Origin of the sequence: Micromonospora sp. NPDC047762, from assembly GCF_043204655.1 — a bacterium.
Classification (GTDB): domain Bacteria; phylum Actinomycetota; class Actinomycetes; order Mycobacteriales; family Micromonosporaceae; genus Micromonospora.
Genome location: NZ_JBIDCQ010000001.1, coordinates 631363 through 657092 on the forward strand (window position 1 = coordinate 631363; position 25730 = coordinate 657092).

The following is a 25730-nucleotide window of genomic DNA, read 5'->3' on the forward strand; positions in this document are numbered from 1 at the left end:
GCACCGGATCGTTGATCGGCTTGGCACCCGGCAGTGCGACGGTGGAGGATACGGGGGTGTCAGGCGAGGTTGGGCCCGCGACGGCCGGGGCCCAGGACGGGGCCGTCCGGCGGGTCCGGCTGCCCGCCGACCGGCGCACACCGGCCGCCGCCCGCGCCGTGGTCCGTTCGGTGTTGACCGAGTCACACCTGGACGAGCTGGCCAACGAGGCGCTGCTGCTCACCACCGAGCTGACCACCAACGCCGTCGAGCACGCCCGCACCGAACTGGACATCGAGGTCGTCGCGGACGAGATCGGGCTGACCGTCACCGTCTCCGACTTCGCACCCGGTTCCGGCGACGAGTTGACCGTGGGCGACCGCAACGACTCCGCCGAGATCAACGAGGTCTCCGTGCGGGGCCGGGGCCTGTTGCTCGTCGACCACTTCGCCAGCCGCTGGGGCACCACCTACCTGCCCACCGGGAAGGGCGTCTGGTTCCGGCTGGACCGCCCCGGCACCGAGCTGCCCAGCAGCGGGACCATCAGCGAATCGACACCGGCCAACGCCGGCCCCTGGACGAGCACCGACGGGTCCGCGCCGAGCGCCAGCGCGATGAGCGAACTCATGCAGACCGCCCCCGACCTGTACGGGGACGACCCGTTGCCCGACTTCGCCACCAGCCTGCTCAGCCGGGTCGCCGAGATGGTGGGCGCAGCCGGCGGCACGATCCGCCTGGACCGGGGCGACGGGCAGGGCAGCCAGGTGCTGGCCCGCTTCGGTCGGCCACCCCGCCCCGGCAGCGAACTGCTCCGGGTGCCACTGACTGTGCACCGCCCGTACGCCGGGGAGTTGGAGTTGGACGCCGCGCCGTCGGCGTACGCCCAACCGTTGGCGGTGCTCACCGCCGAGCGGCTGTCGCTGCACCTGGAGAACGACCGGCTGCGCCGGGCCGATGTCCGCCGGCAGGTGTGGCTGACCTTCCTGGCCGAGGCGAGCGAGCTGCTGGCCCAGTCGCTCGACGTCGACCTGACCATGGCGCTGGTGCCGCAGTTGGTGGTGCCGCGACTCGGTCAGTGGTGCGCGGTGCACACCACCGACGAGTGGGGTCGGCTCCGGCTGGCGGCGGCCAGCCACGCCGACGAGTCGATGCTTCCGCAACTGCACAAGGTGCTGGCCGAGACCGGTCCGGACTCGATCCAGGCCCGCCTCCGCGAGGCGTCCCGCAGCGCGGCGCAGATTCCCCTGGGCGGGCCGATGGAGGGTTTTGCCGTTCCGCTGATCGCGCGCGGGCAGCGACTCGGGACCCTGGCGGTGGGGCGACACCAGCGGCACCGGCACGACCCGGACGAGGTGGCCGTGTTGGAGGACGTGGCCCGGCGGGCCGCGCTGGCCATCGAGAACGCCCGGATCCATGCCGAACGCCGTCGGGTGGCGCAGACGCTCCAGCAGTCTCTGCTGCCGCCGGTGCTGCCGCTGGTGGACGGGATCGGTTTCGCCGCCGAGTACGTCCCGACCGGCGACGACGCCGAGGTGGGTGGCGACTTCTACGATGTGGTGCCGCTGCCCGACGGGCGCTGGCTGGTGGTGATCGGTGACGTCTCCGGCAAGGGTGTCCAGGCCGCTGCGGTGACCGGGCTGGTCCGGGACGTGATCCGAGTGCTGGTCGGCGACGGCAAACCGTTACCGGAGGCGCTGGCGCGGCTCAACGAGACACTTGTCGAGCGCGGCGGCGGTCGCTATTGCACGCTGGCGCTGGCAGCGGTCGGGCCGGGCGAGGGTGACCAGTTGGACGTCTCGCTGCACCTCGCAGGGCACGACCGGCCGGTGCTGCTTGCCGCAGCGGGCGGTGCCGGGTTCGTCGGCACGGGCGGCACCGCGCTCGGCCTGCTCGACACGATCACCTCGCCGACGGCGGAGATCACGCTCGCACCGGGCGACTCGCTGATCTTCTACACCGATGGCGTCACCGAGCGGAGGCGCGGCCGGGAGCTGTTCGGCACCGACCGGCTGCGGGACGCCGCCGCGCCCCTGGCCGGATACTCGGCCGACGTGGTGGCCGCCCGGCTGCGCGCCGCGGCGATCAACTTCTCGGTCGAGCCGCCCCGGGACGACATCGCCGTCCTGGTGCTCCGCAACGACGCGACCTGACCGCCGCACGGGCCCCCGGATGTCGGCCCGCTGGGTAGATTGACGGCCATGACGAGCGTCGCGCAGGTCACGTCGTACTCCCGGCCGGCGGTGCGGGCCCTGATCGCCGCGCAGTTCGCGACCATCGGCGGCTTCCTCGCCGTGCTGCTGCTCTACGTCGGACGGATGACGAGCGCCGGCGTCGGGCCGGCCGAGATGCTGACCGGCGCGTACGACCCGAAGGACATCGCCTTCTTCGGTGTGCTCCACCCCGTGGTGGCGGTGCTCTACCTGACGGGTGCGGTGCTCGGGCTGCCGTTGGCGATCGTCGCGGGGGCGGTGGTCGCCCGGGAGCGCGCGGTCCTGCCCCGGGTGACGCGGTCACTGCTGCTGGCCGGTGCGGTGGGCGGCCTGCTGGTGATGGTGGCCCGTCTCACCCCGCCGCTGCTGGACATGCACCGGTGGTGGATGGACTGACCCTCTGCCGGCCCGGCCTCACAGGCCGCCGGGTAGCCGGCCGGGCGCGAGCCGGTGCTCCGGATCCAGGTGCCGCTTCGCGGCCCGCAACTGGGCCAGGCCAGCCAGCTCGCCCCAGAGGTCGACCGCCTGGCGGACCGCCGCCGGAGCGGAGACCACCACGCAGCGACCCTGCCGGGCCAACAGCACCCCTCTGACGGCGGCCAGGATGGACGCCACCCGGTCGGCTGCCAGAGCCCCGGGCAGTGCCGCGTGCACCACGCCCAGCCCGGCGGAGCCGCGCACCGGCACCGGCGCTCCGGCCGCGTCGCGCAGCGCGTAGACGGCCGCGTGCAGGTCGCCGATCGGCACCTCCAGTCGCAGCGCCGTGTCACCGGGCGCGAACGGGTAGCGGCGCCACCACGTCGGCGCTGAGTGGGCGATCGTCGCCTCCCCGTGCAGCAGCCCGACCAACCGCTCGGCGCGCTCATTGACGTCGGCGGGGCCGCCCTCCAGCAGCACCACCAGGCTCCCAGCCCGGGACGGCGCACCGGCCCGGCCGGACATCGACGGGTGGCGCTCCCGGGCGGTGGCGGCCGGGTGACCGGGCGGGTACGACGTACGGGGGCGGGGGGTGCCCCCGGGCAGGTCCAGCTCGATGGCCGACGGCTCCAGCCGAGCGGCGAGGATCGTCCGGACCAGGTCGTGCACCTCCAACGGCGTCCACACCGGGCGGGACACCCAGAGCCTGCTCGCCGGCACCGGCTGCACCCGCAGGCTCGCCGACACCAGCACGCCGAGCGCGCCCTGGGAGCCGCAGAGCAGGCGGGCCAGGTCGAGCCCGGGCGCGCCGCCGCCGATGCTGATCAGCTCGCCGTCAGCGGCGAGGTAACGCACACCGAGCAGTTGGTCGCAGGGGCTGCCGTGGCGGTGGCGTAGCGGGCCGGCCTCGCCGGCGGCGAGCACACCGCCCAGTGTCGCGCCGGGTGAGGGGGCGTCCATGGCGAGCCGCTGCCCGGTGCGCTCCAGGGTGGCCTGCACCGCCCGCAGTGGAGTGCCGGCACCCACGTCGGCCACGAGCGAGTCGACCGGCTCGTGACCGATGCCGGCCAGCCGGCCGGTGTCGAGCAGGATGTCGACCTGAACGGGGGCGGCGCCCCAGTCGATCTTCGTGCCCGCGCCTCGGGGCACCACAGTCAGATCGTGCACGGCGGCCAGCCGCAGCACCTCGGCGGCGGCGTGCGGGCCGCCCGGGACGGCGACCCAGCGCGCCGGTCGCCCCGCCACCTCGTCGGCGGGCCCGGCCAGCCGGGAGAACGGCGGACCGCAGATCGCCGCCAACCGCCGGGTGATCTCGAGGGCTCCGGACCGGCCTAGGGAACTCGCTGCTGCCGCCATGCCGGCCATCGTACATGTGTTCGAAAGCCGTGGCGGCGAGTATCGGGATGCCGCTGGTCCGGCGCGCTGCGGCTGCCGGCCGGTAACGTGGCCGCCGTGACCACCGAGACTGCCCCGCCCGCGGCGAAGCGGGTGCCCAGCGAGCGCACCCACCACGGCGACACCGTCGTCGACGAGTACGCCTGGCTCGCCGCCAAGGACGACCCGGAGACGATCGCCTACCTGACCGCCGAGAACGAGTACACCGACGCGCGCACCGCACACCTGGCCGACCTGCGGGCCGACCTGTTCGAGGAGACTCGCCGACGCACCCAGGAAACCGACCTGTCAGTGCCGACCCGCAAGGGCGGGCACTGGTACTACACCCGGACGGTCGAGGGACAACAGTACGGAGTGCAGTGTCGCCGGGCGGTCCGCGACGGTGAGACCGACCCGCCGGTCAGCGCGGACGGCGCCCCGCTCGACGGCGAGGAGGTGCTGCTCGACGGCAACCTGCTGGCCGAGGGGCACGACTTCTTCTCGCTCGGCGCGTTCGACGTCAGCCCGGACGGTCGCTGGCTGGCCTACTCCACCGACTTCTCCGGTGACGAACGGTTCACCCTTCGGGTGAAGGACCTGACCACCGGCGAGCTGCTTCCGGACGAGGTGCCTGACACGTTCTACGGCACCGCCTGGTCGTCGGACGCCTCGGTGCTGTTCTACGTGACGGTGGACGACGCGTGGCGGCCGAACCGGGTCTGGCGGCACACCATCGGCTCCGCCGCCGCCGACGACGTGGTGGTCCACCAGGAGGATGACGAGCGGTTCTGGGTGGGGGTGGAGCTGACCCGGTCGGAGAAGTTCATCCTCATCGACGTGCACAGCAAGGTGACCAGCGAGGTGCTGGTGATCCCCGCCGGCAACCCGACCGGCGCGCCGGCTGTGATCGCCCCCCGCCGACAGGGCGTCGAATACACGGTGGAGCACCACGGCCACCGCTTCCTGATCCTGCACAACGACGGCGCGGAGGACTTCGCGCTGGCGTTCACCTCGGCGGACGTACCGGGCGACTGGGTGCCGCTGATCGAGCACACCCCCGGCACCCGACTGGAGGCCGTCGACGCCTTCGCCAACCACCTGGTGGTGTCGCTGCGCACCGACGGGCTCACCGGGCTGCGGGTGCTGCCGGTGGGCAGTGACGACGGGTACGACATCGACTTCCCCGAGCCGCTCTACAGCGTCGGGTTGGACGCCAACCCGGAGTACCGCACCGGCCAGGTCCGGCTGCGCTACTCCTCGCTGATCACTCCCGACTCGGTGTACGACTACGACCTGGTCACCCGGCAGATGGTGCTGCTCAAGCAGAAGCCGGTGCTGCCCGGTCCGGACGGGCGACCGTACGACCCGGCCGAGTACGAGCAGCACCGTGACTGGGCGCTCGCCGACGACGGCACCCGGGTGCCGATCTCACTGGTCTGCCGCGTCGGCACCCCCCGGGACGGCTCGGCGCCCTGCGAGCTGTACGGCTACGGCTCCTACGAGGCCAGCATGGACCCGTGGTTCTCGGTGGCCCGGCTGTCCCTGTTGGACCGGGGTGTGGTCTTCGCGGTGGCGCACACCCGGGGCGGCGGTGAACTGGGCCGACGGTGGTACGACCAGGGCAAGCTGCTGGCCAAGAAGAACACCTTCACCGACTTCGTGGCGTGCGCCCAGCACCTCGTCAAGGCCGGCTGGACGGCCAGCGACCGGCTTGTCGCCCGGGGCGCATCTGCTGGCGGCCTGCTGATGGGCGCGGTGGCCAACCTCGCGCCGGACGCGTTCGCCGGGATCGTGGCGCAGGTGCCGTTCGTGGACGCGCTCACGTCGATCCTCGACCCGTCGCTGCCGCTGACCGTCACCGAGTGGGAGGAGTGGGGCAACCCCCTCGACGACCCCGAGGTGTACGCGTACATGAAGTCCTACACCCCGTACGAGAACGTGGCCGCCGTTGACTATCCCGCGATCCTCGCGGTGACCAGCCTCAACGACACGCGGGTGCTCTACTCGGAGCCGGCGAAGTGGATCGCCCGGCTGCGGGCGGTCGCCCCGGGCGGCGACTACCTGCTGAAGACCGAGATGGGTGCCGGGCACGGCGGCCCGAGCGGTCGCTACGACTCGTGGCGCGAGGAGGCGTTCATCAACGCCTGGATTCTGGACCGCATCGGCCACGCCTGACCCGACGGGTCGGCATGATCGCGTTCGGTGGTGGGAGTGGTCCCCTCGGCGGCTCGGGGAGACCACCCACTCCGACGATCGGGCGCGATCATGGCCGGGTCGCGCATACGCGGCCCGGCCATTCCGGGTCGTGGCGGATGTCGCGGCCTAGACTTCCGGGGTGACCGGGGCTACGGATAGTGACGGCGGAGCGGCCGAGGACGTCCGCCGACCGAGCGTGGCGGCGGTGGCGCGGGACCGCCGGGTCTGGCTGATCCTCGCGGTGGTCGCCGGCCTGCTCGTCTGCTGTTGTTCGGCAGTGGTCGGCGCCTTGATCGCACTCTCCTCCGGCCTGCTCGCCGCCTGACCCGACCGTGTGGGTCAGGCCGGCCGGCGGGGGCGGTTCGGATCAGGTCGTCCGCAGCTCGTCCAACGCGGTGCTGGCACGCAGGAAGAGCAGGCCGACAGCGACCGTCACCAGCACCGCCGCCAGGGCGCCGGCGCCGAGCCACGCCAGGTGCTCCAGAGGTACGGGAACGGCTCGCTGCACCGCGGGGTAGTACACGATCCGTGAGTACTGGTCCCGGGTGGCAGGGTCCTCGCAGAGCGCGGCCGGGGCCTCGCAGATCAACGTCGACCCGCCGCCCTCCGACACGTCCGCGACGAGCCCTCGGCCGAGCAGCGTGCCAACGGTGAGCGCGAGCAGAATCGCCGGCACGGCCGGCAGCAACGCCTGCCAGGCCACCGAACGGCCCAGCGTGGCCCGGGGCACCCCGGTGGCGACCAACGCGGCGTAGGCGCGGCGTCGGGCGACGATCCCCTCGACCAGCGCGACGATCAGCCCGCCCGTCGCGATCAGGATGGCTACGGCGATCGCGCCGTCGACGAGATCCATCGTCGACAGATAGAAGGGGTTGGCGGCACCGTCCGCCCCGGCGAGTCGGCTCTGCTCCCGCTCGATCTGGTCCTTCGTGGCGAAGTAGGCCCGCTGGGCTGCCGCACCCCCGCCGAAGATCAGGGCGGCGAGCAGCGCCGCGAACGTGCGGCTGCCCGCCCACGGATCGGCCATCAGCCGGCCCGCCGCGAGCAGGGCAGCCGGCCTGCGGGCGTGCCGACGTAACAACCGCCCGCAGTGGTACGACAGCCAGCCGGTGCCGATCACCACCCCGATCATCGCGGCGAGCGCGCCCACCGCGAACAGCAGTGGCACCAGCCGGCCCGCCGCCTGCCCGTCGGCGACCCTGTAGACCACCGGGCGGATCAGCGCGAACGAGACCACGCCGAACCCGATCAGGAGCCCGGCCCACGGGCCTGGCCCGCGCTCGCGGGCGGCCTTTCGACTCACCCCGAGCGGGCTGGTGGTGACCGTACGCAGCATCAGGGCGGTCGCCAGCGCCGCCACGACCGGCAGACCGAGCACCACGCCGACCAGCCCGCCGGTCGACGGCAGCACGTCGGTGGGCAGGGCCAGTCGACCTTGCGCGTCCGGGCTGTGCAGCAGGTCGCGGCCGACCAGGTAGACACCCAGCCCGACGAGCGTGCCGAGCAGCGCGGCCACGCCGGTCTCCAACACCACCAGTCTGGTGACCTGGCCCGGAGTGGCACCAGCCAACCGCAGCGCGGCCAACCGGCGGTCCCGTGCCGGCGCGCCGAGCCGGGCGCACTGACCGGCCAGCGCCAGCACCGGGACCATCAGCATGAGCAGCGCGAACGCCGTGCCGCCGCGCAGCCCGGGCTCCCGCAGCAGTGCGTTGTGGTACTGCTCGGACTGCTCCCAGGCGTCACCGGCGGGTTTCTCGATGGCCAACACGGTGAGCGCCGCGAGCCCGGCCAGGGTGGCCAGCAGGGCGCTGAGCGCGGTGAGCACCACCCGGGCGGTGTCGGTGCGGGTGCCGGCGAGCGCGAGGCGGAGCAGCGTTGTCGGTCTCACCGGGCGCCGCCGGCCAGCGGCACGTCGAGCCCCAGGCCGGTGTGGTCCACCAGGCCGTCACGCAGCACGATCTCCCGATCCGCGTACGCGGCGATCCGCGGCTCGTGGGTGACCAGCACGACGGCGGTGCGCTGCTCGCGGGCGAGCCGGACCAGTTGGGTGAGGACCTGCTCGCCGGTGAGCGTGTCCAGTGCGCCGGTCGGCTCGTCGGCGAAGAGCACCCGAGGCTCGGTCACCAGCGCCCGCGCCGTGGCGCAACGTTGCTGCTGGCCCCCGGACATCTCACCCGGCCGGACGTCGGCCACCTCGGCCACCCCGAACCGTTCCAGCCAGGTGAGCGCCGCCGTCCGTGCCTCTCGCCGCCCCGTGCCGGCGAGGAGCAGAGGAAGTGCGACGTTCTCGGCGGCGGTCAACTCGGCCACCAGCTGACCGAACTGGAACAGCACCCCGAACTCGGTGCGCCGCAGCCGGGACCGGGCCGCCTCCGACCAGGTGTCGATGCGGTGCCCACGCCAGGTGACCTCGCCGGCGTCCGGCCGGAGAATCCCGGCCAGGCAGTGCAGCAGTGTCGACTTGCCGCAGCCACTCGGCCCGGTGACGGCGACGATCTCGCCCTCGGCCAGGTCGAGCGTCACGCCGCGCAGTGCGGGCGTCGGGCCGTACGCCCGAACCACGCCGCGAGCCTGGAGTTGCGTCACGGATGCACCTCCCGGTGCCAGTCGGCGACCCGGCCCAGGGTGGCGTGCAGCCACCGCAGATCCGCGTCGAGGTGGGCGATCGCGAAATCGGCCGCGATCACGTCGCTGAGGGTGGCGGCCGGTTCGCCCTTGACCGCGGTCAACTCACGCAACCGTGCGGTGTGCGCGGCCCGCTGGGCGATCAGGTACGACCGGGCCCGATCGACATCGGCGACCAGCAGCGCGACCACGACCTTGGCGAAGAGCGTGCTGGCCACGTACGGCATTGGTGCTTCCACAGTGGACAGCCACTGGTCCAGCGCGTCCCGCCCCTGGTCGGTCAGCTCGTACGCCGTGCGATCCGGCCCGGCCACCCGGTCCTGGCCGGCGGCAGCCACCAGCCCGTCACGTTCGAGGCGGCCGAGAGTGGCGTAGACCTGCCCGAAGGCCAGCGGCCGGGCGCGCGGCAGCCGCTCGTCGTGCGCACGCTTCAGTTCATACCCGTGCCGGCTGCCCCCAGCGAGCAACCCGAGCAGAACATGCGGCGTAGACACCCCGCCCACTATTCACCCAGCGAATACCCAAGTCAACAACCCACCCACCCCCCCACCCCACCCCCCACCCCGTTGATCATGAAGTTATTGCGCCGACACGCCGAGATCGAGGGCAATAACTTCATGATCAACGAGAGAAGGGCGTACCCCGGGGGGTTAGGGGGTTCGGGGCCAGGTGGGGGTGCGGCCGGTCTGGGTCAGGAGGTGGGCCAGGTTGGGTGCCAGGTCGGGGGTTGGGCCGGGGGTCGGGGTAACGGGTGGGTCGGCGAAGACGCCCATCTTGCGGGCGGTGGGGCCCAACCGCTCCACCAGCGCGTGCAGCTCGGCCACCGCCTCCGGGGCTGGCTGGTACGGCTGGCCGGTGGCGACCGCGAGATCCCAACCGTGCACTGTCAGGTCCAGCAGTGCCATGCCGCCGATGACGGGTTGCGGCATGCCCATGCCCGGCGCCACGCCCTCCAAAGTGGACGGATCCGACCAGGCGGTCACCAATCGGTCGGTCTCCGCCTCGAAGCGGTCCCGCCAGCCGTCGCCCAGGTGATCGGGCTTCTCGGCCCACTCCACCTGTCGCTTCTCGGCCAGGCCCTGAAAGTTGACCACCACCTGGAAGAGGTGGTTGAGCAGATCACGGACCAGATAGTCGCTGCACGGGGTGGGCAGGTCCAGTTGGTCGTCGGAGACACCCCGTACGACATCGACGGTTCGCGGCGCGGCGGCCGCCAGCAGCTCGCTAGTCTGAGTGGACATACGGCCAGCGTATGAGGGTGGTCTTGAACAAATGCGACAGCGACCGCGTGGCGACAGCCGGGGAATTCTCGACCCCGGACGCCTGCTGCGCGAGATGCGCTTCCGCCGACACCTGCCGGCGGAGTCGCTGCGCCAGTGGGTCGAGCACTACTGGTTGATCGACTGGGCGTTGAGCGCGCCGTTCGAGCAACGGGTCGTGCCGCACCCGGCGGTGAACGTGGTGTTCCGACGGGACGACGACGGGCCCGAGTCCGGCGAGGTGGCCGGGGTGGGCCGCGACCTGTTCCGGATCACGCTCAACGGCACCGGCCGGGTGTCCGGGGTGCAGTTCCGCCCCGGCGGCTTCCACCCGTTCTGGCGGCGGTCGGTCAGTGAACTGACCGGCCGTAGGGAGCCGCTGCCCTTCGGCCGGTTGACCCACCCGGACGTCCCGGCGGGCGTGGGCGCCTCCCTCACCTCGGCGGCCAGCGACGACGAGCGCTGCCGGGCGCTGGACACCCTCCTCACCGCCTGGCAGCCGGAGCCGGACCCGCTGGCCGAGGAGGCCGTCCGAATGGCCGAGGCGATCCGTACCGACCGCACTGTGCTGCGCGTCGACGACTTCGCCGCGCGGCACGACGTTCCGGTCCGCCGGTTGCAGCGGCTGTTCATCGAGTACGTGGGGGTCGGGCCGAAGTGGGTGATCCGCCGCTACCGCCTCCAGGAGGCGGTCGAACAGGCCACCGGTGGCCCGTTGAGCTGGGCCGATCTCGCCGCCGACCTCGGCTACAGCGACCAGGCCCATCTGGTCCGTGACTTCACCGCCGTGGCCGGGGTGTCCCCCGCCGCGTACGCCCGCTCGGTGCGCTGAGAGCCGGAAGCTGCCAGAGCTGAGAGAGCCGCAGATCAGCGACGACGCAGGACGACCACGGCGACGTCGTCCTGGATCTCCGGTGGGGCCAACTCCGCCAGCAGCCGGGCGCAGAAGTGGTCGAGGTTACCGTCGACGGTCGCTGCGCTCGCGGCCAGCGCGGCCAGCCCTTCGTCGATGGTGGCGTCCCGTCGCTCGATCAGCCCGTCGGTGTAGAAGACCAGCGTGGCTCCGGCCGGCACCACGAATTCCAGGTCGGCCGGGCGCGGGGCGCGGACGCCGAGCAGCGGCGCGGAATGCTGGATGAACTCGACCTTGCCGTCCATGATCATCAGCGGCGGAAGGTGCCCTGCGCTGGCCAGCCGGACCCGTCCGGTCGGTGGATGCAGCAGCAGGACACAGAGCGTGGCGATCTCGTTCGGCAGCAGCGTCCGCATCAGCTCGTTGACGCGGTGCAGGATCTCGCCGGGTTGGTGGCCCTCGACCGCGTACGCCCGCACCGCGTGCCGCAGCTCGGCCATCACTGTCGCCGCGTGCAGCGAGTGGCCGGCGACGTCCCCGATCGCCAGCAGCAGGTGCCCGTCGAGCATCACCAGCTCGTAGAAGTCGCCGCCCACCTCGGTCTGCGCGCTGGCCGGCTCGTAGCGCACCGCGAGGTCCAGGCCGGCCACTGTGGGCAGCCCGCGCGGGAGCAGACTGCGTTGGAGGGTGACCGCGATCCGGTGCTCCTCGTCGAACGAGCGCTGCCCCTCCACGGCCGCCGCCACCGCCTGAGCCAGCTGCTTGAGCACCGGCGTCCGCGCGGTCTGGGTGGCGGTCGGGACCACCACGTACAGCGGGGCCCGGTCCTCGCGTAGCCGGGCGGCGGCGACTGTCACCGTGTCGTCCGCCGGCCAGTCGACGAGCGCCCAGTTCGCCGGGGCCTCCACCCGGACCGTGGCGCCGGTGGGCACCCCGGTGTCGTCCACGACCCACGGCACCACGGTGGCCAGCGCGCCGGGACCGGCGCAGACGCCCGCGAGGCAGTCGCCGTCGAAGGTTTCGGCGATCACCGCGGCCGGGCTCTTGAAGATCTGGGCGGCACCCTCGGCAGCGGCCTCCAGCAGGCGCGCGAAGGTCGGCGCGGCGTGCACCGCGACTGTCGTGTCGGCCAACCCGAGCAGCCGCTCGGCGAGCAGTTCGGCGCGCTGCCGCGCCTGGTAGTAGCGCAGCACCGCCCGGGTGGTGGCGATCAGCTCCTCGGGCTCGATCGGCTCGGTCAGGTACGCGTCAGCGCCCCGGGTCAGCCCCTGGGCGCGGTCGGCCACGTCCACGGCGTGCGCCGACACGTGGATCACCGGCATCGCCGGGTGCCGGGCCTTGATCTGTTCGCAGACCTCGTAGCCGCTCAGGTCGGGCAACCGGACGTCGAGGACCACCAGGTCGATCCGGTCCACCTCGACCCGAGCCAACGCCTCGGCGCCGTTCTCGGCCTCCAGCACTGTGAACCCGGCCCGGGTCAGCCAACTGACCAGCAGGTAACGCTTGGTACGACTGTCGTCGACCACCAGGATGGTTGCCGGCATGCCGTCCACACCGTCACGCCCCGCCGGTGGGCAGGGAGACTCTGAATGTGCTGCCTCCGCCCGGCGCGCTGGTCAGCTCCAGCGTTCCGCCGAGCAGCGTCACCAACCGCCGGGCGTACGGCAGACCGAGGCCGGTGCCGCCGACCCGGGTGGCGCCGGGGATCTGGTAGAACTCCTCGAAGATCCGGTCGTGCAGCTCCGGGGCGATGCCCGGCCCGGTGTCGCTGACCTCGAACTGCCAACGGTCGCCATGTTGGCTGGCCCGCAGCCGCACCTCGCCGCGCTCGGTGAACTTCAACCCGTTGTGCAGCAGGTTGCGCAGCACCTGACCGAGCAGCACCTCGTCGGTGCGCAGCAGGGCTGGCCCGGTGAGCTCCTCCACGACGAGCTCCACCTCCGGGCGGGTGGCCAGCGCGCGCAGGGTGCCGCGTAGTTGACCGAAGAGCGGCCGCAGGTCGACCTCGGTCACGTCCGGCTCGATCCGACCGGACTCCGCCTTGGCCAGGTCGAGGAGTTCGTTGACCAGGTTGAGCAGGTCCGCCGCCGATGCGCGGATCAGATCGACCTGGCGGCCCTGCTCGTCGGTGAGCGGGTCGGAAGCGGAGTCGGTGAGCAGCCGCCCCAGGCCGATGATCGCGGTGACCGGCGCGCGCAGCTCGTGGCTCACGTTGGCCAGGAACCGGCTCTTCGACTCACTCGCCGCGCGGAGCTGGGCCGATTTCTCGTCCAGCTCGGCGTAGAGGGCGACGACGCCCCGGTTGGTCTCCTCCAACTCCTCGGTGAGCTGGTTGTAGAGCGCCAGCACGCCACGGTTGGTCTCGGCCAGCTCCTCGTTCAGCACGGCCAACTCGTCGCGCTGACTGCGCACCTCGTCCAGTGCGGAGATGAGCTGCCCGTTCTGCACTGTCAATTCGTCCAGCGCACTGCCCGGCGCGGTGCGGCCGAGTTCCGTACGGAACTCGGCGAGCCGCTCCGGGGTCGGCATCGGCGCGTTGGCCGGGACTCGTCGGGACATCCGTACGACCGTAACCCCCTCGACGGTCGACACGCTCAGTGTGTCGACCAGTCGGGACACCGCGCCGGACTGCGGTTGGTAGCGGTCGTCCGGCAGCGGGGACATCGGGGCCAGGTCGGCGCGCAGGTGGAACCGGCCGTCGGCGCCCGCGTCGACGTGGAAGGAGACGTCCGCTCCCCCGGTCGTCCGCAGCAGGTCCCGGGCAACCTCGCTGAGCGCTGTGGCGATCCGCACCTGGTCCTGGTGTTCGAGGCCGACCACCGCGGCCACCTCGCGGCCCCGCTGACGGATCACGAAGATGTCCTGTTCGACCCGCAGCGCCATCTGCAGCAGCGGCTGGGCCGAAGGTTCGTCGGTCATACCCAGGACCTTGCGACAAGTACGCAGGCGTCGTCGCGCCGCACACCCGCGTCACGCAGCAGCGTCGCCGCCATCACCAGTGGTGACTTCTCCATCAGGCCCGGGTAGTCGGCCAACCGCCACCGGTCGGCCACCCCGTCGCTGTGCATGACGAGTCGGGCGCCCGGACCGAACGGGTACGCGTACTCCCGGATCGTCGGCCGCTGGTGCCCGGCGATGCCGGGCAGCGAGACCAGCCCGCGACGCTTGTCGTCAGCATCGACGACCACGCCGGAGATGTTGCCCAGGCCCGCGTAGTGCAGCATCCCGGCCTCGGGTGCCAACTCGGCGACCGCGAGCGCGGCACCACGGGTGTGCGACATGCCGCGGTGCAGGTGACCGACCACCGTCGCCGGTGGGCCGGCCGGGGCGTTGCGGAACGCGGCGAGCGCCGCGTCGGTGGCGGCCCCGGCCAGCGGGCCGTGCCCCAATCCGTCGCTGACCAGCACCTGGTGCCGCCCGTCGGCGACCCGGACGGCGTACCCGTCGCCGCTCACCGTCTCGCCGGTCAGCGGTCGGGTGAGAGCGCCCGCCCAGGACGGGGACGGCCGTGCCTCGGCAGGCCAGACCTGCACGGCGAGGACTGTGCCCCGGCCGGGCAGCGAGTATCCGTCGAACCAGCTGGCCTGCCGGACGATGGCGCCCAGACCGATGCCGAGTGTGCCGGTGGTGGAGTGCCCGTCCTGGGACGAGACGGTCAGGTCGGCCATGCCGGGCCCGGAGTCGATCGCCACCAGCTCCACGCCGGCCAGCCCGGCGCGGCGTACCGGTCGGAGCAGCAGGACACCCTCGTCGGCGTGCTTGACCAGGTTGCTGGTCAGCTCGGCGGCGACGATGGCCAGGTCGGCGATGCGCGCCCCGCCCATCTCCACCTGCGCGCCGAGCCGTTCGGCGGCACGCCGGACGGCACTCGCGGCGCTGCTGGCCTCTACTCGGAACCAGATGCCACTGTCGGTGACCGCGTCGGCGTTCACCTGGACCACTTGGTGACAGTGATCCGCGTACCGGTCTCCGCTGACGTCTCGATCTGGAACTCGTCGACCAGGCGTCGCGACCCACTGAGCCCGAGGCCGAGGCCGCCGCCGCTGGTGTAGCCGTCGGTCATCGCCAGATCGAGGTCGGCGATGCCCGGCCCGGAGTCGGCGAACACGATCTGTACGCCCTTGCGTCGGCCGTTGTCCACGATCGTCACCTCGACCGAACCGCCGCCGCCGTACACCAGGGTGTTGCGGGCCAACTCGCTCGCCGCGGTGACCACCTTGGTCTGGTCGACGAGGGACAGCTTGCTGGCCACCGCCACGGCGCGGACCAGCTGCCGGACGCGCACCACGTCCTCATCGCTGCGGACCGACTGCGCCTGTGGCTGGCCCAGGTCGACGCCCGCGGTCACGGCGTGGCCGTCTCGGCGTCCGGATCGTCGTCGAGCTGGTGGTCGAGCTCGTCGGCGTGGGCAGCCGCGATCAGTTCCATGCCGCGCTCGACGTTCAGCGCGGTACGGATGCCGTTCAGCGACAGCCCGAGTTCGACAAGGGTGATGGCGACGGCCGGACGCATCCCGACCACCACCGTCTCGGCGTCGAGCACCTTGGAGATCGACGCGATGGCGGAGAGCATTCGCCCCACGAAGGAGTCGACGATGTCCAGCGCGGTGATGTCGATGATGACGCCGTGGCAGCCGGTGTCCACGATCCGCTCGGCCAGATCCTCCTGAAGCTGGACCGCCGTCTGGTCGGACATGTCGAGCTGGATGGAGACGAGCAGGATGTCGCCGATCTTGAGGATCGGCACGCGTTCCATCAGAAGCCCCGGCGCGGCTGGCGACGGGCGGTCTCCACCCCGTTGAGCCGCAGCACGTGGCGCAGCGCGTCGGCGAGGCTCGCCTTGGTGGCGATGTCACCGAACTCGATGCCGAGCGCCACGATGGTCTGCGCGATCTGCGGGCGGATGCCCGAGATGATGCAGTCGGCGCCCATCAGTCGGGCGGCCACCACGGTCTTCAGGATGTGCTGGGCGACCTGGGTGTCCACCGCCGGTACGCCGGTGATGTCGATGATCGCGTACGGCGAGCCGGTGTCGACGAGGGTCTGCAGCAGGCGCTCCATGACCACCTGGGCCCGGGCCGAGTCCAGGGTGCCGACCAGCGGCACGGCGACGACGCCCTCCCAGAGCTTGACCACCGGTGTGGAGAGCTCGAGCAACTGCTCGGCCTGGTCGGCGATCAGGCTCTCCCGGGTGCGGACGAAGCTCTCGAAGGTGAACAGGCCCATCTCGTCGACGAGCCTGGAGAAGGCGACGTAGTCCGACAGCGCGTGCGGGCCCCCGGCCTCCTGCAACAGTTCGGCCAGCACGTCCTTCAGCGCGAAGACGCTGATCGTGGTCTCGGTGGCGGAGAAGCCCTGCCGGGCCCGGCCACGAGACAGCTCGGAGAGCGCGGCGCGCAGTTCGGCGGCGCTTTCGGCGGACAGGTCGATGGTGCCCTGCTCGCTCGTGGCGACGATGGCGCCGTGCAGATCCTGGACCTGCCGGCGCAGCTCTGCCTGGCTCAGCCGGCCCCGCAACGAACTGGTGACGATCTCGGTCCACCGAGTCGTGACCCGTTCGTCCTGCCCGCTGAGCAGCGCGGCGAGCCGACCACTTTCTTCGGTGCTCAACGCCATTTCGAACCCCCTTGACCTGGACCGGGCGGACTCTATCACCGGGGTCTGATCAACTACTTGCCCCGTAGCAACGGAATGACGATGGCCACCGGATGACGGCTCCCGTTCTACCTCCGGGGGTGGTCGTGGGATACCGTTCCCCCGATAACAGGAGGTCTGGCGAATGTCGTTGACGGTGCACACGGAACAACGCGGCGACGTGGTCGTCGTGGCGGTCGCGGGCGAGCTGGACATGGCCACCGCACCGCAGCTGCAGGACCAGATCACCGACCTGCTCGACAAGGGCCGCAACCGGCTGGTGTTCGACCTGGCGGACGTCTCGTTCTGCGACTCGACCGGCCTGTCGGTCTTCGTCCGCGCCAAGAACAGCTGCGACGAGGCCGGCGGCGTGGTCCGGCTGGCCGCCCCGCAGCGCGGCGTGCTGCGCATCCTTGAGGTGAGCGGGCTGGTCGAGGTGCTGCACACCTACCCGACGGTGGATGAGGCAGTCGCCGGCGAACCGACGCCGGCTTCCTCCTGACCTGACCGTCGGCGTGCGTCACTCGTCCTCGACGTAACGGGGACGAGCGATTGCCATGCCCGCCGTCGTCTGCACGGCGAGGGCACCCAGCAGGAACCCGATCGGCGCCGTCCAGCCGCCGGTGGCCTCGTAGAGGATGCCGACCATCAGCGGGCCCAGGGCGGCGATCACGTACCCGGTGCTCTGCGCGAACGCGGAGAGCGCGACGGTGCCCTCGGCGGTGCGGGCGCGTAGGCCGATGGCGGTCAGGATCATCGGGAACGCGCCCTGCCCGATCGCCAGGAGGGCCACCCAGAGCAGCGCGGCACCGTGCGGTGCGAGCGCCAACCCCAGGTAGGCCAGTGCCGACGCGGTGGTGAGCCCGAGCACCAGCGGCCGCAGGCTGCCGAGCCGACCGGCCAGGGTGGGCATCAGCAGCGCGATCGGTACGCCGAGCGCGGTCACCCCGGCGAGCAGCAGCCCGGCCGACTCCGGCTGGTAGCCGGCGTCGCGGAACAGTTGGGCCAGCCAACCCATGATCGCGTACCCGCTGAGCGACTGCGCCCCGAAGTAGACGGCCATCGCCCAACCGAGCCGGGTCCGCGCCGGCCGGACCCGCGTGGGCGTGGCGGCAGCCGCCGTCGGGGTCGCCCGCCGCGCCGCGGCGCGGGCCCGCAGCGCCAGCGGCACCCACGGGAGTACGGCCACCGCGGCCATCGCGGCCCACACGCCGAGCCCGGCCCGCCACGACCCGAAGGCGTGCGCGATCGGCACCGCGGAGGCGGCGGCCACCGTCGTGCCCACTGTCAACGCCATCGTGTACGCGCCGGTGACCAGGCCGGTGCGGTGCGGGAAGTGCTGTTTGACCAGCATCGGCAGCAGGATGTTGGCGACCGCGATGCCGGACAGCGCCAGCGCGCTGGTGAGCACGAAGATCAGGGCGGAGTCGGTGGCGACCCGGAGCACCTGGCCGACGGCGAGGGCGAGCATGGCGACCACCAGCACCCGGGCCGGCGCCACCCGGCGGACCAGCCACGGGGTGAGCGCGCCGAGCCCGGCGAACGCGATGGTCGGCAGGGTGGTGACGAGGCCGGCGGTGACGCCGGAGAGGCCCAGCCCGTCGCGGACCTCGTCGAGCAGTGCGCCGAGGCTCGTCACCACGGCGCGCAGGTTGAGCGCGACCAGCAGCATCCCGACCAGCACCAGCGCGCCACCGGTCGCCGGGTGCGTCCGCCGGCCGGTGCCGGGGTCCCGCGTCGGACGAGGATCGACGGCGACGGGAGCGGGCAGCGCCGGAGCGGCGGTTGGTGGCGGGGTCATGACCGCTAACCTACAATCATGGGATGAATTTGGGACCGGTGATGTAACCAGTGCCACCGTCGGTTGAATTCCCCTCCGCGCCGCCGGCACCGCCCCGCGGCCAGCCCCCCGTGCCACCGCGCGGCCACCGGGTCCGGCAGACCACCGAGCAACTCCGCGCCCGCATCCTGGGCGGCGAATGGCCCGTCGGAGGGCGCATCCCCACCGAGCCACAACTGGTCGCCGCGCTGGGCGTCGGGCGCAACACGGTCCGCGAGGCGGTCCGCGCCCTGGTGCACGCCGGGGTGCTGGAGTGCCGGCAGGGCTCCGGCACCTACGTGGTGTCCACCGACGAACTGGCCCCGGTGGTCGCCCGCCGACTCGGCGACGACCGGATGACCGAGGTCATCGAGGTACGCCGCGCCTTCGAGGTGGAGGCCGCCCGGCTCGCCGCGTTGCGGCGTACCCCGGAGGACCTGGCGGCGCTCGACGGCGCGCTCGCCCAGCGCGAGGCCGCCTGGCACGGCGGCCGGGTCGACGCGTTCGTCGAGGCCGACGCGGCACTGCACACCGCGGTGGTCGCCGCCGCGCACAACGCCATGCTCGCCGAGCTGTACGCCTCGGTGGGCACCGCACTGCGCAGCACAGTCGCCCAGGCCATGGGTGGGGAACTCACGCCCGAGCGCTACGTCGACCACACCCGGCTGGTCGAGGCGATCCGGGCCGGCGATCCCGGCCGGGCGGCGCTCGAAGCCGGCGCTTTTCTGGAACCCGCCGAACGGGCATAGGTTGTGCCCGACAGAAAAGCGGACACCTCGGGAGTACGAATGCTCAAGGGCTTCAAAGACTTCATCATGCGCGGCAACGTCGTCGACCTGGCGGTCGGTGTCGTCATCGGCGCCGCGTTCACGGGCGTGGTCACCCAGCTGACCAAGTCGTTCCTCGACCCGCTGATCCGGGTCTTCGTGCTGCTCATCACCGGCAGCGACAAGGGTTTGGCCGGCACGGCACCCAGCTTCCGTGGCATCCCGTTCGACTGGATCGCCTTCGTCAACGCGGTGATCACCTTCCTGCTGACCGCACTGGCGCTCTACTTCCTGGTCGTCTACCCGATGAACCGGCTGGCCGAGCGGCGCAAGCGGGGCGAGGAGCCGCCGCCCTCGGCGCCGAGCGAGGAGGTCAAGCTGCTCACCGAGATCCGGGACGCCCTGGTCTCCGCCGGCCACACCACCCCCGGCCAGCAGCGTGGGGCGCTGGACGACGTGCTGGGCCGCCGCCCGGAGCCGCCGACGCAGCGCTGACCCGAACGGATGCACATCGGCCCCTGCGGGATTCCCGCAGGGGCCGCATCTTCTCGTACGTGTGTTCGATAGAGTCCCGCCATGGAGCAGCGAAAGCACTGGTGGAACGGGAAGTGGGGGCGGCTGGCCCGGCGGGACGTCTTCCTGCGGGTGGACGCCGACCGCTGGCACGTCGAGCAGCGGGCCGGCGGCGCCGAGGGCATCTCCCGTTTCTACGAGTACGGCAGTGCGGACGAGGCCGAGGACACCGTCCGGGCGCTGCTCGACGGCCCGGACACCTGGCGGGAGCTGTCCCCCCGCCCGCCCGGCGGCTGGACCCTCCCGAACACCTGAGTGCGGGGAACACCGTGCACGGGCGCGAGGGTGCCGGGCGCTGCGTGCTGAGTGCCGTCTGCTGCGTGCCGTTTGCTGCGTGCCGTTTGCTGTGCCGCCTGTTAAGTGCCGTTTGCTGCGTGCCGCCTGCTGGGCGCTGGGTGCCGTCTGCTGGGCGCTAGGTGCTGGGCGCCGTCTGCTGGGCTGGGTGCTGGGTGCGGGGCCGCCGCTGGCTGTAGCGGCCCGCCGCCCGCCACCTTGAGCGGGCCGGGGGCGGTATTGCTTTTGGCGGTGATGACTCTGAGGCATAAATATGACTCACAGTCATCACGCTCCCCGGGCCATCACTTCCGAGCCGATCGCCCCCGACCCACCGCCTCCGGACCGGCCACCTCCGAGCCCATCGCCCCCGACCCACCGCCTCCGGACCGGCCACCTCCGAGCCTCCATCGCCCCCGACCCACCGCCTCTGGACCGGCCCCACCTCCGAGCCACTGCTCTGGGACGAGGTGCGACCACACCAAGCCCGCGGCGGCCGCTGAACGGCGGGCGGGCGGGGAGGGACGGACGGGAGGGGCGGGCCGGCAGCGGACGGTTGGGGTGGGTGGCGGCGGCGTTTAGCGGCGCGCTGCTCTGGGAACCGCAGCGGGATGGACCAGCAGGACGAGCAGCAGGCGACCATCTCGCGGATCACCACCGGGATGCCGGTGATCGACTCAGCTGGCACCGAGGTCGGTACCGTGGACCTCGTCCAGCGGGGTGACCCGAACGCGGTGACCGTCCAGACACCGACCGCCGACCCGGGCAGCAGCCTGGACGAGCTGATCGAGGCGACCGCGGTCGAGGAGCCGGACGTCCCAGCAGATCTGGCGGCGCGACTGCTGCACAGCGGCTATCTGAAGGTCTCGACCGACCTGACCCGCACCGGCGCGGTCTACGTACCGGCCGACCGGATCGGGTCGGTGGCCGACGGCCGGGTCCTCCTGGCCGTCGGGGTGGCCGACCTGCCGCCCGAGGAGTGACCCAACCGCCCTGATCGACTCGGGTTCACGGAAATCGGGGTGTCCGGAGCCTCGGGACGGCCCGACTTCATGAAACCCGAGTGGATCTGTCCGGCGCGGCGGGAGCGGGCGTGGCCGGGGCGGCGGAGGCGGGCGCGGCCGGGGCGGGTTGGCGGCGGTGGAAGAGAAGCAGCATCAGGCAGCCCGCGACCAGGCCCCAGAACGCGCCGCCCACGCCGATCAGCGTCACCCCGGACGCGGTCACCACGAAGGTGACCACGGCGGCTTCCCGGGTCGCCGGGTCGGTCACCGCCGCAGCGAGCGCGGTGGCGAGGGCGCCCAGCAGCGCCAGCCCGGCGACCGCCTCGATGAGGATCGGTGGGGCGACAGCCACCAGCGTGGTGGCCACGCCGGCACCCAGTCCGAGCACGGCCAGCCCGACACCTGCGGTGACCGAGGCGATCCATCGGCGCTCCGGGTCGGGGTGCGCGTCGGGGCCGGCGGCCAGCGCGGCGGTGATCGCCGCGAGGTTCACCGCGTGCCCACCGGCCGGAGCGGCGAGCAGACTGGCCAGGCCGGTGGTCCGCAGTGCGGCGCCGAACGGCGGCCGGTAGCCGTAGCCGACCAGCACCGCCATGCCGGGCACGTTCTGCGCGGCCATGGTGACCAGGAACAACGGCAGCGCCACTCCGACGAGCGCGGACGCGTTCCAGGCTGGCGCGGTCAGCGTGACCGACGGGATCAGCGCGGCACCGGTAAGGCCGGTCGGCGGTGCGGTCAGTGCGATCGCCGCCACGGCCACCACCAGCGCACCGGGCACCGCCCAGCGTCGGACGAACCGGTGCAGCAGCAGCCAACCGACCACCACCGATCCGGCCACCACCGGCAGCTCGACCAACGCGCGGACCGGGGCGGTGCACAGCGGCAACAGCACCCCGGCGAGCATGGCGGCGGCCACCGGCTTGGGGATGGCGGCTACCGCGCGGCCGAGCGGCGGGAACAACCCGGCCGCGACGATCAGCACACCGGAGACGAGGAAGGCGCCCACCGCTACCGGCCATCCTCCCGGCGGCGGCCCGGTCGCCACCAGCAGCGCCGCGCCCGGAGTGGACCAGGCCACACTCATCGGTATCCGGTACCGCCAGCCCAGCCAGGCGGCGGCGAACCCACATGCCACGCAGAGAGCGAGCAGGCCGGAGGCGGCCTGTGCGTCCGACGCGCCTGCCGCTCGGAGCCCGGCCAGCACGACGGTGAACGAGCTGGCGAAGCCCACCAGCGCGGTCACTGCCCCTGCCAGCACCGGTTGCACGCGTCCGGCCACCACACCCCTCCCGACTGTTCCGTTTACGGAACGGAAGCATGTAGCACGATAGCCGGGTGCCGCACCCACCACCAGCCCCGCGCCCGGGCCTCGACGTGGATCCCGCCGTCGTCGGGCGCCGCGTCCGCGCCCTGCGCGAGGAGCAGGGGATGTCGCTGTCCACACTCGCCCGGCTCGCCGGTGTCGGAAAGGCCACCCTCTCCGGCCTGGAGCACGGCACCCGCAACCCGACCCTGGAGACGCTCTGGGCGGTCACCGCGCAGCTCGGCGTACCGCTGACGGCGGTGCTGGCGGAGCCCGCCGCCGGGCCCACCGTGCACGGCACCGCGGTCACCGCCACCCTGCTGGAGGTCTTCACCGACACCGACGCGACCTACGAGCTGTACCGGATGCGGGTCGCGCCCGGGCCGGGCCAGCTCTCCCCCGCCCACCCGGCGGGAGTCACCGAGCACGTCACCGTGTTCGCCGGGGTGCTGCGCGCCGGGCCGGCCGACGCACCGCTGACGGCCACGGCCGGTGGCCACCTCCGCTGGGTGTCGGACGTGCCACACAGCTACGCGGCGGTGGGCGACGAGGAGGTCGCCGCGAGCCTGCTGCTGCGCTATCCGCGCCGCTGAGACCGCGCCGATCGGTCACGGACCGTCGACCTCGTCGACGATAATCGCAATCATTTCTCGACCTAGGTAGGAGGCGTAGAGACGAATGCCGGTTGTTCTTGGCAAGCTTGACCCCATGACGCTGATCCTCCGCTCGGTCATCCTCAACGACATCGGCTTGGTGCGCACCAACAACGAGGACTCCGCCCTCGCCGGTGACCGCCTGATCGCGGTCGCCGACGGCATGGGTGGGCTGCCTGCGGGCGAGGTGGCGAGCGAGATCGTGATCCGGATCCTGGACGAGCTGGCTCCCCCCACCGACCCCGACGGCGCCGCCGACGCGCTGCGTGCCGTGGTCAGCACCGCCAACCAGCGCATCCACGCCGCCATCACCGTCGACCCGAGCCGGGACGGCATGGGTACGACGCTCACCGCGGCGCTGCTGGCCGGGGAGACGCTGGTGCTGGCCCAGGTGGGCGACTCCCGCTGCTACCTGCTGCGCGAGGGGGAGCTGACCCAGCTCACCCGGGACGACACGTTCGTGCAGGCGCTTGTCGATCAGGGGACCCTCTCTCCCGAGCAGGCCCGCCACCACCCGCAGCGGTCCCTGGTGACCCGGGCCGTGCAGGGTGCCGACACCCCACCGGCGGTCGGGGTGCTCACCGTGGTCGCCGGTGACCGGCTGCTGCTGTGCAGCGACGGGCTCTCCGACTACGTCGAGGACGAGGCCATCGCCGCGGCCCTGGGCATGTACGCCGACCGCCAGCAGTGCGGTGAGCAGTTGGTGAAGCTGGCTCACCACGCCGGCGCACCGGACAACGTCACAGTCGTGGTCTCCGACGTCGTCGCCCGCTGACCCGTACGGCTCCCTCGGCGGCTCACCCGAACCGACTGGTTCGGGTACCGCTGCCACAGTAGGTGGTTGTGCCATCTAGCTAGCGCCGCTACTGTCCGACGCGTGGATTCCGACCGGCGCGGGCAGTGGCTGCGAGGGGTGCTCGACATCTGCGTCCTGGCCCTGCTGTCCAAAGGCGAGTCCTACGGCTACCAACTCGCCCAGGCACTCGACGCGGCGGGCGTCGGGCCGATCCAGGGCGGCACGCTCTACCCGGTGCTGCTGCGCCTACAGAAGACCGGCCTGGTGACGGCGCAGTGGCGGGAGGGCAACGCCGGACCGGCCCGCAAGTACTACCGGCTCACCGACGACGGGCACGCGGCGCTCCACGCCGGCGGCAGCGCCTGGCTCGCCTTCGTCCGGCCGGTGAACGACATCGTCACGAAGGGGGTCACCCGGTGAACGCCGACGATTGGCTGCGTACCCTCACAGCCGAGCTGCACCAGCGCCGGGTCGCGGCGGACGCCGCACGGCACGTGGTCGCCGAGGCCGCCACGCACCTACGCGAGGGCGGCGGCGACCCCTGGGTCGTCTTCGGCCCACCCCAGCAGTACGCGGGCGCTGTCGTGGAGAGCATCGGCACCGCGCCCGGACCGCGCCCCGGGCCGGTCCGGCTGCACGCGGCAGGCATCACCAAGCGGTACGGACGGCGAACCGTGCTGCGCGACGCCACGCTCACCGTCCGGGCCGGACAGATCGCCGCCGTCGTCGGCGCGAACGGCTGCGGCAAGAGCACCTTCCTCCGGATCTGCGCCGGCCTCATGTCACCGGACGCCGGTGAGGTGACCGTCTCCGGGCGGCTCGGCTACTGCCCGCAGTCCGGCGGGACCGCCGACTTCCTGCTCGCCGACGAGCACTTCGTGCTGGTCGGCGCCGGTCAGGGTGTGGCCCGTGGCCCGGCCCGCCGCGCCGGTCGGGCGGCGGCCCGGCAGCTCGGCTGGGAAGCGGGCGGCGACGTGCAGGCCCGCCACCTGTCCGGCGGCACCCGACAGAAGCTCAACCTGACCATGTCCACGCTCAGCGCCCCCGACGTGCTGCTGCTCGACGAGCCGTACCAGGGCTTCGACCAGGGCACGTACGTCAACTTCTGGGACCAGCTCAGCAGGTTGCGCGACGCCGGCACGGCCATCGTCGTGGTGACCCACCTGCTCAACCAACTCGACCGGGTGGACATCGTGCTCGACCTGACCCCGGCACACGAGTCCGGGTGGCACGCGCCCGGCATCCAGGGAGGCCGCCCGTGAACCGGCTCGTCACCGTCGCCGAGATGACCCTGCGGGAGCTGCTGCGGCGTCGAGGCGTACTCCTGCTGTTGTTGTTGATGCCGTTGACCTTCTACCTGATCCGGCGGGACGCCTACCTCGGGCAGTCGGTTCGCTCGCTGCTGCTCGGTGTGGGCTGGGCGGTGAGCACCGCCGCGCTGTTCGCCACGACCGCGGCCCGCGAGCTGGAGCCGAGGCTGCGGCTGGCCGGCTACCGCCCGCACCATCTCTATCTCGGTCGGATGCTCGGCCTGTGGACGGTGGGACTGGTCATCTCCGTACCCTTCTTCCTGCTCCCGATGATCGACGGCGCGGACCTGCGGTACGGCGGCCTGGCGGCGGCGCTGCTCTGTTCCGTCGCGGTGGCGGCGCCGTTCGGAATGCTGATCGGCGCGCTGCTGCCCCGCGAGTTGGAGGGCACGCTGCTGCTGCTCACTGTGGTGACGGTGCAGATGCTGATCGACCCGGCCGGGTCGGGGGCGAGGTTGACGCCGTTCTGGTCGAGCCGGGAGATCGCCACCTGGACGGTCGACAACACCGACCAGGGCTATTTCTCCCGTGGCCTGCTGCACGGGGTCGCCGTCACCGCCCTGCTGGCTCTGGGCGTGGCCGCGGTGGCCAGCGTCCGCCTGCGCCGCCGTCGCCACCTGCGGCACCTGCCGGTCGGCTGACGCCCGGCCGACCGTGGATCGGGCCAATCCGGTTGCTGTGACCCG

At 72.4% G+C, this 25730-nt stretch carries 28 protein-coding genes; 15 read left to right on the forward strand and 13 right to left on the reverse strand.

Annotated features, from left to right (window positions below; translation table 11 throughout):
- The first annotated feature begins 56 nt into the window (after positions 1-56).
- The gene (locus tag ACGF3C_RS03110; RefSeq protein ID WP_357230360.1) at positions 57-2129 is read left to right on the forward strand and encodes a SpoIIE family protein phosphatase; all 2073 of its coding nucleotides are present in this window, start codon (positions 57-59) and stop codon (positions 2127-2129) included.
- Positions 2130-2177: 48 nt separating this feature from the next.
- A complete protein-coding gene (locus tag ACGF3C_RS03115; protein ID WP_357230358.1) occupies positions 2178-2585 on the forward strand; it encodes a hypothetical protein in 408 nt (135 codons plus the stop codon).
- 18 nt (positions 2586-2603) lie between these two features.
- Here ACGF3C_RS03115 and ACGF3C_RS03120 read toward each other — a convergent pair whose 3' ends face one another.
- On the reverse strand, positions 2604-3962 hold the full coding sequence (locus tag ACGF3C_RS03120) for an FAD-binding oxidoreductase (RefSeq protein WP_393218283.1): 1359 nt from the start codon (positions 3960-3962) through the stop codon (positions 2604-2606).
- A 96-nt stretch (positions 3963-4058) separates the two neighbouring features.
- Between ACGF3C_RS03120 and ACGF3C_RS03125 the strand changes: the two genes are divergently transcribed.
- Together ACGF3C_RS03125 and ACGF3C_RS03130 are read left to right on the forward strand one after the other, a co-directional pair.
- Complete coding sequence (locus ACGF3C_RS03125) at positions 4059-6155, forward strand: S9 family peptidase (RefSeq protein ID WP_357197868.1); 2097 nt, start codon at positions 4059-4061, stop codon at positions 6153-6155.
- Positions 6156-6315: 160 nt separating this feature from the next.
- On the forward strand, positions 6316-6501 hold the full coding sequence (locus ACGF3C_RS03130; RefSeq protein ID WP_328651407.1) for a hypothetical protein: 186 nt from the start codon (positions 6316-6318) through the stop codon (positions 6499-6501).
- A 42-nt stretch (positions 6502-6543) separates the two neighbouring features.
- On the opposite strand, the gene ACGF3C_RS03135 is transcribed toward ACGF3C_RS03130, so the two are convergent.
- The 4 genes from ACGF3C_RS03135 to ACGF3C_RS03150 all read right to left on the reverse strand — a co-directional run bounded on the left by ACGF3C_RS03135 (position 6544) and on the right by ACGF3C_RS03150 (position 10042).
- Entirely contained in the window at positions 6544-8064 is a 1521-nt protein-coding gene (locus tag ACGF3C_RS03135) for an FtsX-like permease family protein (protein WP_393218287.1), read from the reverse strand.
- Complete coding sequence (locus ACGF3C_RS03140) at positions 8061-8762, reverse strand: ABC transporter ATP-binding protein (RefSeq protein WP_355004789.1); 702 nt, start codon at positions 8760-8762, stop codon at positions 8061-8063. Before ACGF3C_RS03140 ends, ACGF3C_RS03135 begins: the two co-directional genes overlap by 4 nt.
- The gene (locus tag ACGF3C_RS03145; RefSeq protein ID WP_393218291.1) at positions 8759-9295 is read right to left on the reverse strand and encodes a PadR family transcriptional regulator; all 537 of its coding nucleotides are present in this window, start codon (positions 9293-9295) and stop codon (positions 8759-8761) included. Before ACGF3C_RS03145 ends, ACGF3C_RS03140 begins: the two co-directional genes overlap by 4 nt.
- A 156-nt stretch (positions 9296-9451) precedes the next feature.
- Positions 9452-10042, reverse strand: coding sequence for a TIGR03086 family metal-binding protein (locus tag ACGF3C_RS03150; RefSeq protein ID WP_393218294.1), 591 nt, complete (start codon positions 10040-10042; stop codon positions 9452-9454).
- 31 nt (positions 10043-10073) lie between these two features.
- Between ACGF3C_RS03150 and ACGF3C_RS03155 the strand changes: the two genes are divergently transcribed.
- Positions 10074-10892, forward strand: coding sequence for a DUF6597 domain-containing transcriptional factor (locus ACGF3C_RS03155; RefSeq protein WP_393218297.1), 819 nt, complete (start codon positions 10074-10076; stop codon positions 10890-10892).
- A 35-nt stretch (positions 10893-10927) separates the two neighbouring features.
- Here the strand turns inward: ACGF3C_RS03155 and ACGF3C_RS03160 are convergent, their stop codons facing one another.
- From ACGF3C_RS03160 to ACGF3C_RS03185, 6 genes are read right to left on the reverse strand one after another with little or no spacing between them, the layout of a single operon-like run.
- Positions 10928-12457: a SpoIIE family protein phosphatase gene (locus ACGF3C_RS03160; RefSeq protein ID WP_393218300.1), complete on the reverse strand. Its 1530-nt coding sequence runs from the start codon at positions 12455-12457 to the stop codon at positions 10928-10930.
- A 13-nt stretch (positions 12458-12470) separates the two neighbouring features.
- Positions 12471-13832 carry a sensor histidine kinase gene (locus tag ACGF3C_RS03165; protein WP_357230427.1) on the reverse strand — a complete coding sequence of 454 codons (1362 nt, stop codon included), beginning with the start codon at positions 13830-13832 and terminating at the stop codon, positions 12471-12473.
- Entirely contained in the window at positions 13829-14854 is a 1026-nt protein-coding gene (locus ACGF3C_RS03170; RefSeq protein ID WP_393218303.1) for a SpoIIE family protein phosphatase, read from the reverse strand. The genes ACGF3C_RS03165 and ACGF3C_RS03170 overlap by 4 nt, the downstream gene beginning before the upstream one ends.
- Positions 14842-15261 carry an anti-sigma regulatory factor gene (locus ACGF3C_RS03175; RefSeq protein WP_357201045.1) on the reverse strand — a complete coding sequence of 140 codons (420 nt, stop codon included), beginning with the start codon at positions 15259-15261 and terminating at the stop codon, positions 14842-14844. Before ACGF3C_RS03175 ends, ACGF3C_RS03170 begins: the two co-directional genes overlap by 13 nt.
- Complete coding sequence (locus tag ACGF3C_RS03180; protein WP_355004782.1) at positions 15258-15668, reverse strand: STAS domain-containing protein; 411 nt, start codon at positions 15666-15668, stop codon at positions 15258-15260. Before ACGF3C_RS03180 ends, ACGF3C_RS03175 begins: the two co-directional genes overlap by 4 nt.
- Positions 15668-16528 carry an STAS domain-containing protein gene (locus tag ACGF3C_RS03185; RefSeq protein ID WP_357230430.1) on the reverse strand — a complete coding sequence of 287 codons (861 nt, stop codon included), beginning with the start codon at positions 16526-16528 and terminating at the stop codon, positions 15668-15670. The genes ACGF3C_RS03180 and ACGF3C_RS03185 overlap by 1 nt, the downstream gene beginning before the upstream one ends.
- A 163-nt stretch (positions 16529-16691) precedes the next feature.
- Here ACGF3C_RS03185 and ACGF3C_RS03190 point away from each other — a divergent pair, with 163 nt between their 5' ends.
- Positions 16692-17048 (forward strand): STAS domain-containing protein, encoded by a 357-nt coding sequence (locus ACGF3C_RS03190; RefSeq protein WP_030332365.1) that lies wholly within the window; start codon positions 16692-16694, stop codon positions 17046-17048.
- Positions 17049-17066: 18 nt separating this feature from the next.
- Here the strand turns inward: ACGF3C_RS03190 and ACGF3C_RS03195 are convergent, their stop codons facing one another.
- Positions 17067-18347: an MFS transporter gene (locus ACGF3C_RS03195; RefSeq protein ID WP_393218309.1), complete on the reverse strand. Its 1281-nt coding sequence runs from the start codon at positions 18345-18347 to the stop codon at positions 17067-17069.
- A 110-nt stretch (positions 18348-18457) separates the two neighbouring features.
- On the opposite strand from ACGF3C_RS03195, the gene ACGF3C_RS03200 reads away from it, so the two are divergent.
- From ACGF3C_RS03200 to ACGF3C_RS03215, 4 genes are all read left to right on the forward strand, one after another.
- Entirely contained in the window at positions 18458-19114 is a 657-nt protein-coding gene (locus tag ACGF3C_RS03200; protein ID WP_244166066.1) for a FadR/GntR family transcriptional regulator, read from the forward strand.
- Positions 19115-19153: 39 nt separating this feature from the next.
- A complete protein-coding gene (mscL, locus tag ACGF3C_RS03205; protein ID WP_355004779.1) occupies positions 19154-19627 on the forward strand; it encodes a large conductance mechanosensitive channel protein MscL in 474 nt (157 codons plus the stop codon).
- Positions 19628-19708: 81 nt separating this feature from the next.
- Positions 19709-19960, forward strand: coding sequence for a hypothetical protein (locus ACGF3C_RS03210; protein ID WP_030332357.1), 252 nt, complete (start codon positions 19709-19711; stop codon positions 19958-19960).
- A 629-nt stretch (positions 19961-20589) separates the two neighbouring features.
- Positions 20590-20961: a hypothetical protein gene (locus tag ACGF3C_RS03215; RefSeq protein WP_091395802.1), complete on the forward strand. Its 372-nt coding sequence runs from the start codon at positions 20590-20592 to the stop codon at positions 20959-20961.
- A 67-nt stretch (positions 20962-21028) separates the two neighbouring features.
- Here ACGF3C_RS03215 and ACGF3C_RS03220 read toward each other — a convergent pair whose 3' ends face one another.
- A complete protein-coding gene (locus ACGF3C_RS03220; protein WP_393218315.1) occupies positions 21029-22261 on the reverse strand; it encodes a benzoate/H(+) symporter BenE family transporter in 1233 nt (410 codons plus the stop codon).
- Between the two features lie 56 nt (positions 22262-22317).
- Between ACGF3C_RS03220 and ACGF3C_RS03225 the strand changes: the two genes are divergently transcribed.
- The 5 genes from ACGF3C_RS03225 to ACGF3C_RS03245 all read left to right on the forward strand — a co-directional run bounded on the left by ACGF3C_RS03225 (position 22318) and on the right by ACGF3C_RS03245 (position 25685).
- Positions 22318-22878: an XRE family transcriptional regulator gene (locus ACGF3C_RS03225; protein ID WP_357222243.1), complete on the forward strand. Its 561-nt coding sequence runs from the start codon at positions 22318-22320 to the stop codon at positions 22876-22878.
- Between the two features lie 115 nt (positions 22879-22993).
- Positions 22994-23713 carry a protein phosphatase 2C domain-containing protein gene (locus ACGF3C_RS03230; RefSeq protein ID WP_355004776.1) on the forward strand — a complete coding sequence of 240 codons (720 nt, stop codon included), beginning with the start codon at positions 22994-22996 and terminating at the stop codon, positions 23711-23713.
- 102 nt (positions 23714-23815) lie between these two features.
- Positions 23816-24154 (forward strand): PadR family transcriptional regulator, encoded by a 339-nt coding sequence (locus ACGF3C_RS03235; protein ID WP_357222241.1) that lies wholly within the window; start codon positions 23816-23818, stop codon positions 24152-24154.
- Positions 24151-24996 (forward strand): ATP-binding cassette domain-containing protein, encoded by an 846-nt coding sequence (locus ACGF3C_RS03240; protein WP_355004774.1) that lies wholly within the window; start codon positions 24151-24153, stop codon positions 24994-24996. The genes ACGF3C_RS03235 and ACGF3C_RS03240 overlap by 4 nt, the downstream gene beginning before the upstream one ends.
- The gene (locus ACGF3C_RS03245; protein WP_357222238.1) at positions 24993-25685 is read left to right on the forward strand and encodes a hypothetical protein; all 693 of its coding nucleotides are present in this window, start codon (positions 24993-24995) and stop codon (positions 25683-25685) included. The genes ACGF3C_RS03240 and ACGF3C_RS03245 overlap by 4 nt, the downstream gene beginning before the upstream one ends.
- Positions 25686-25730 lie beyond the last annotated feature (45 nt).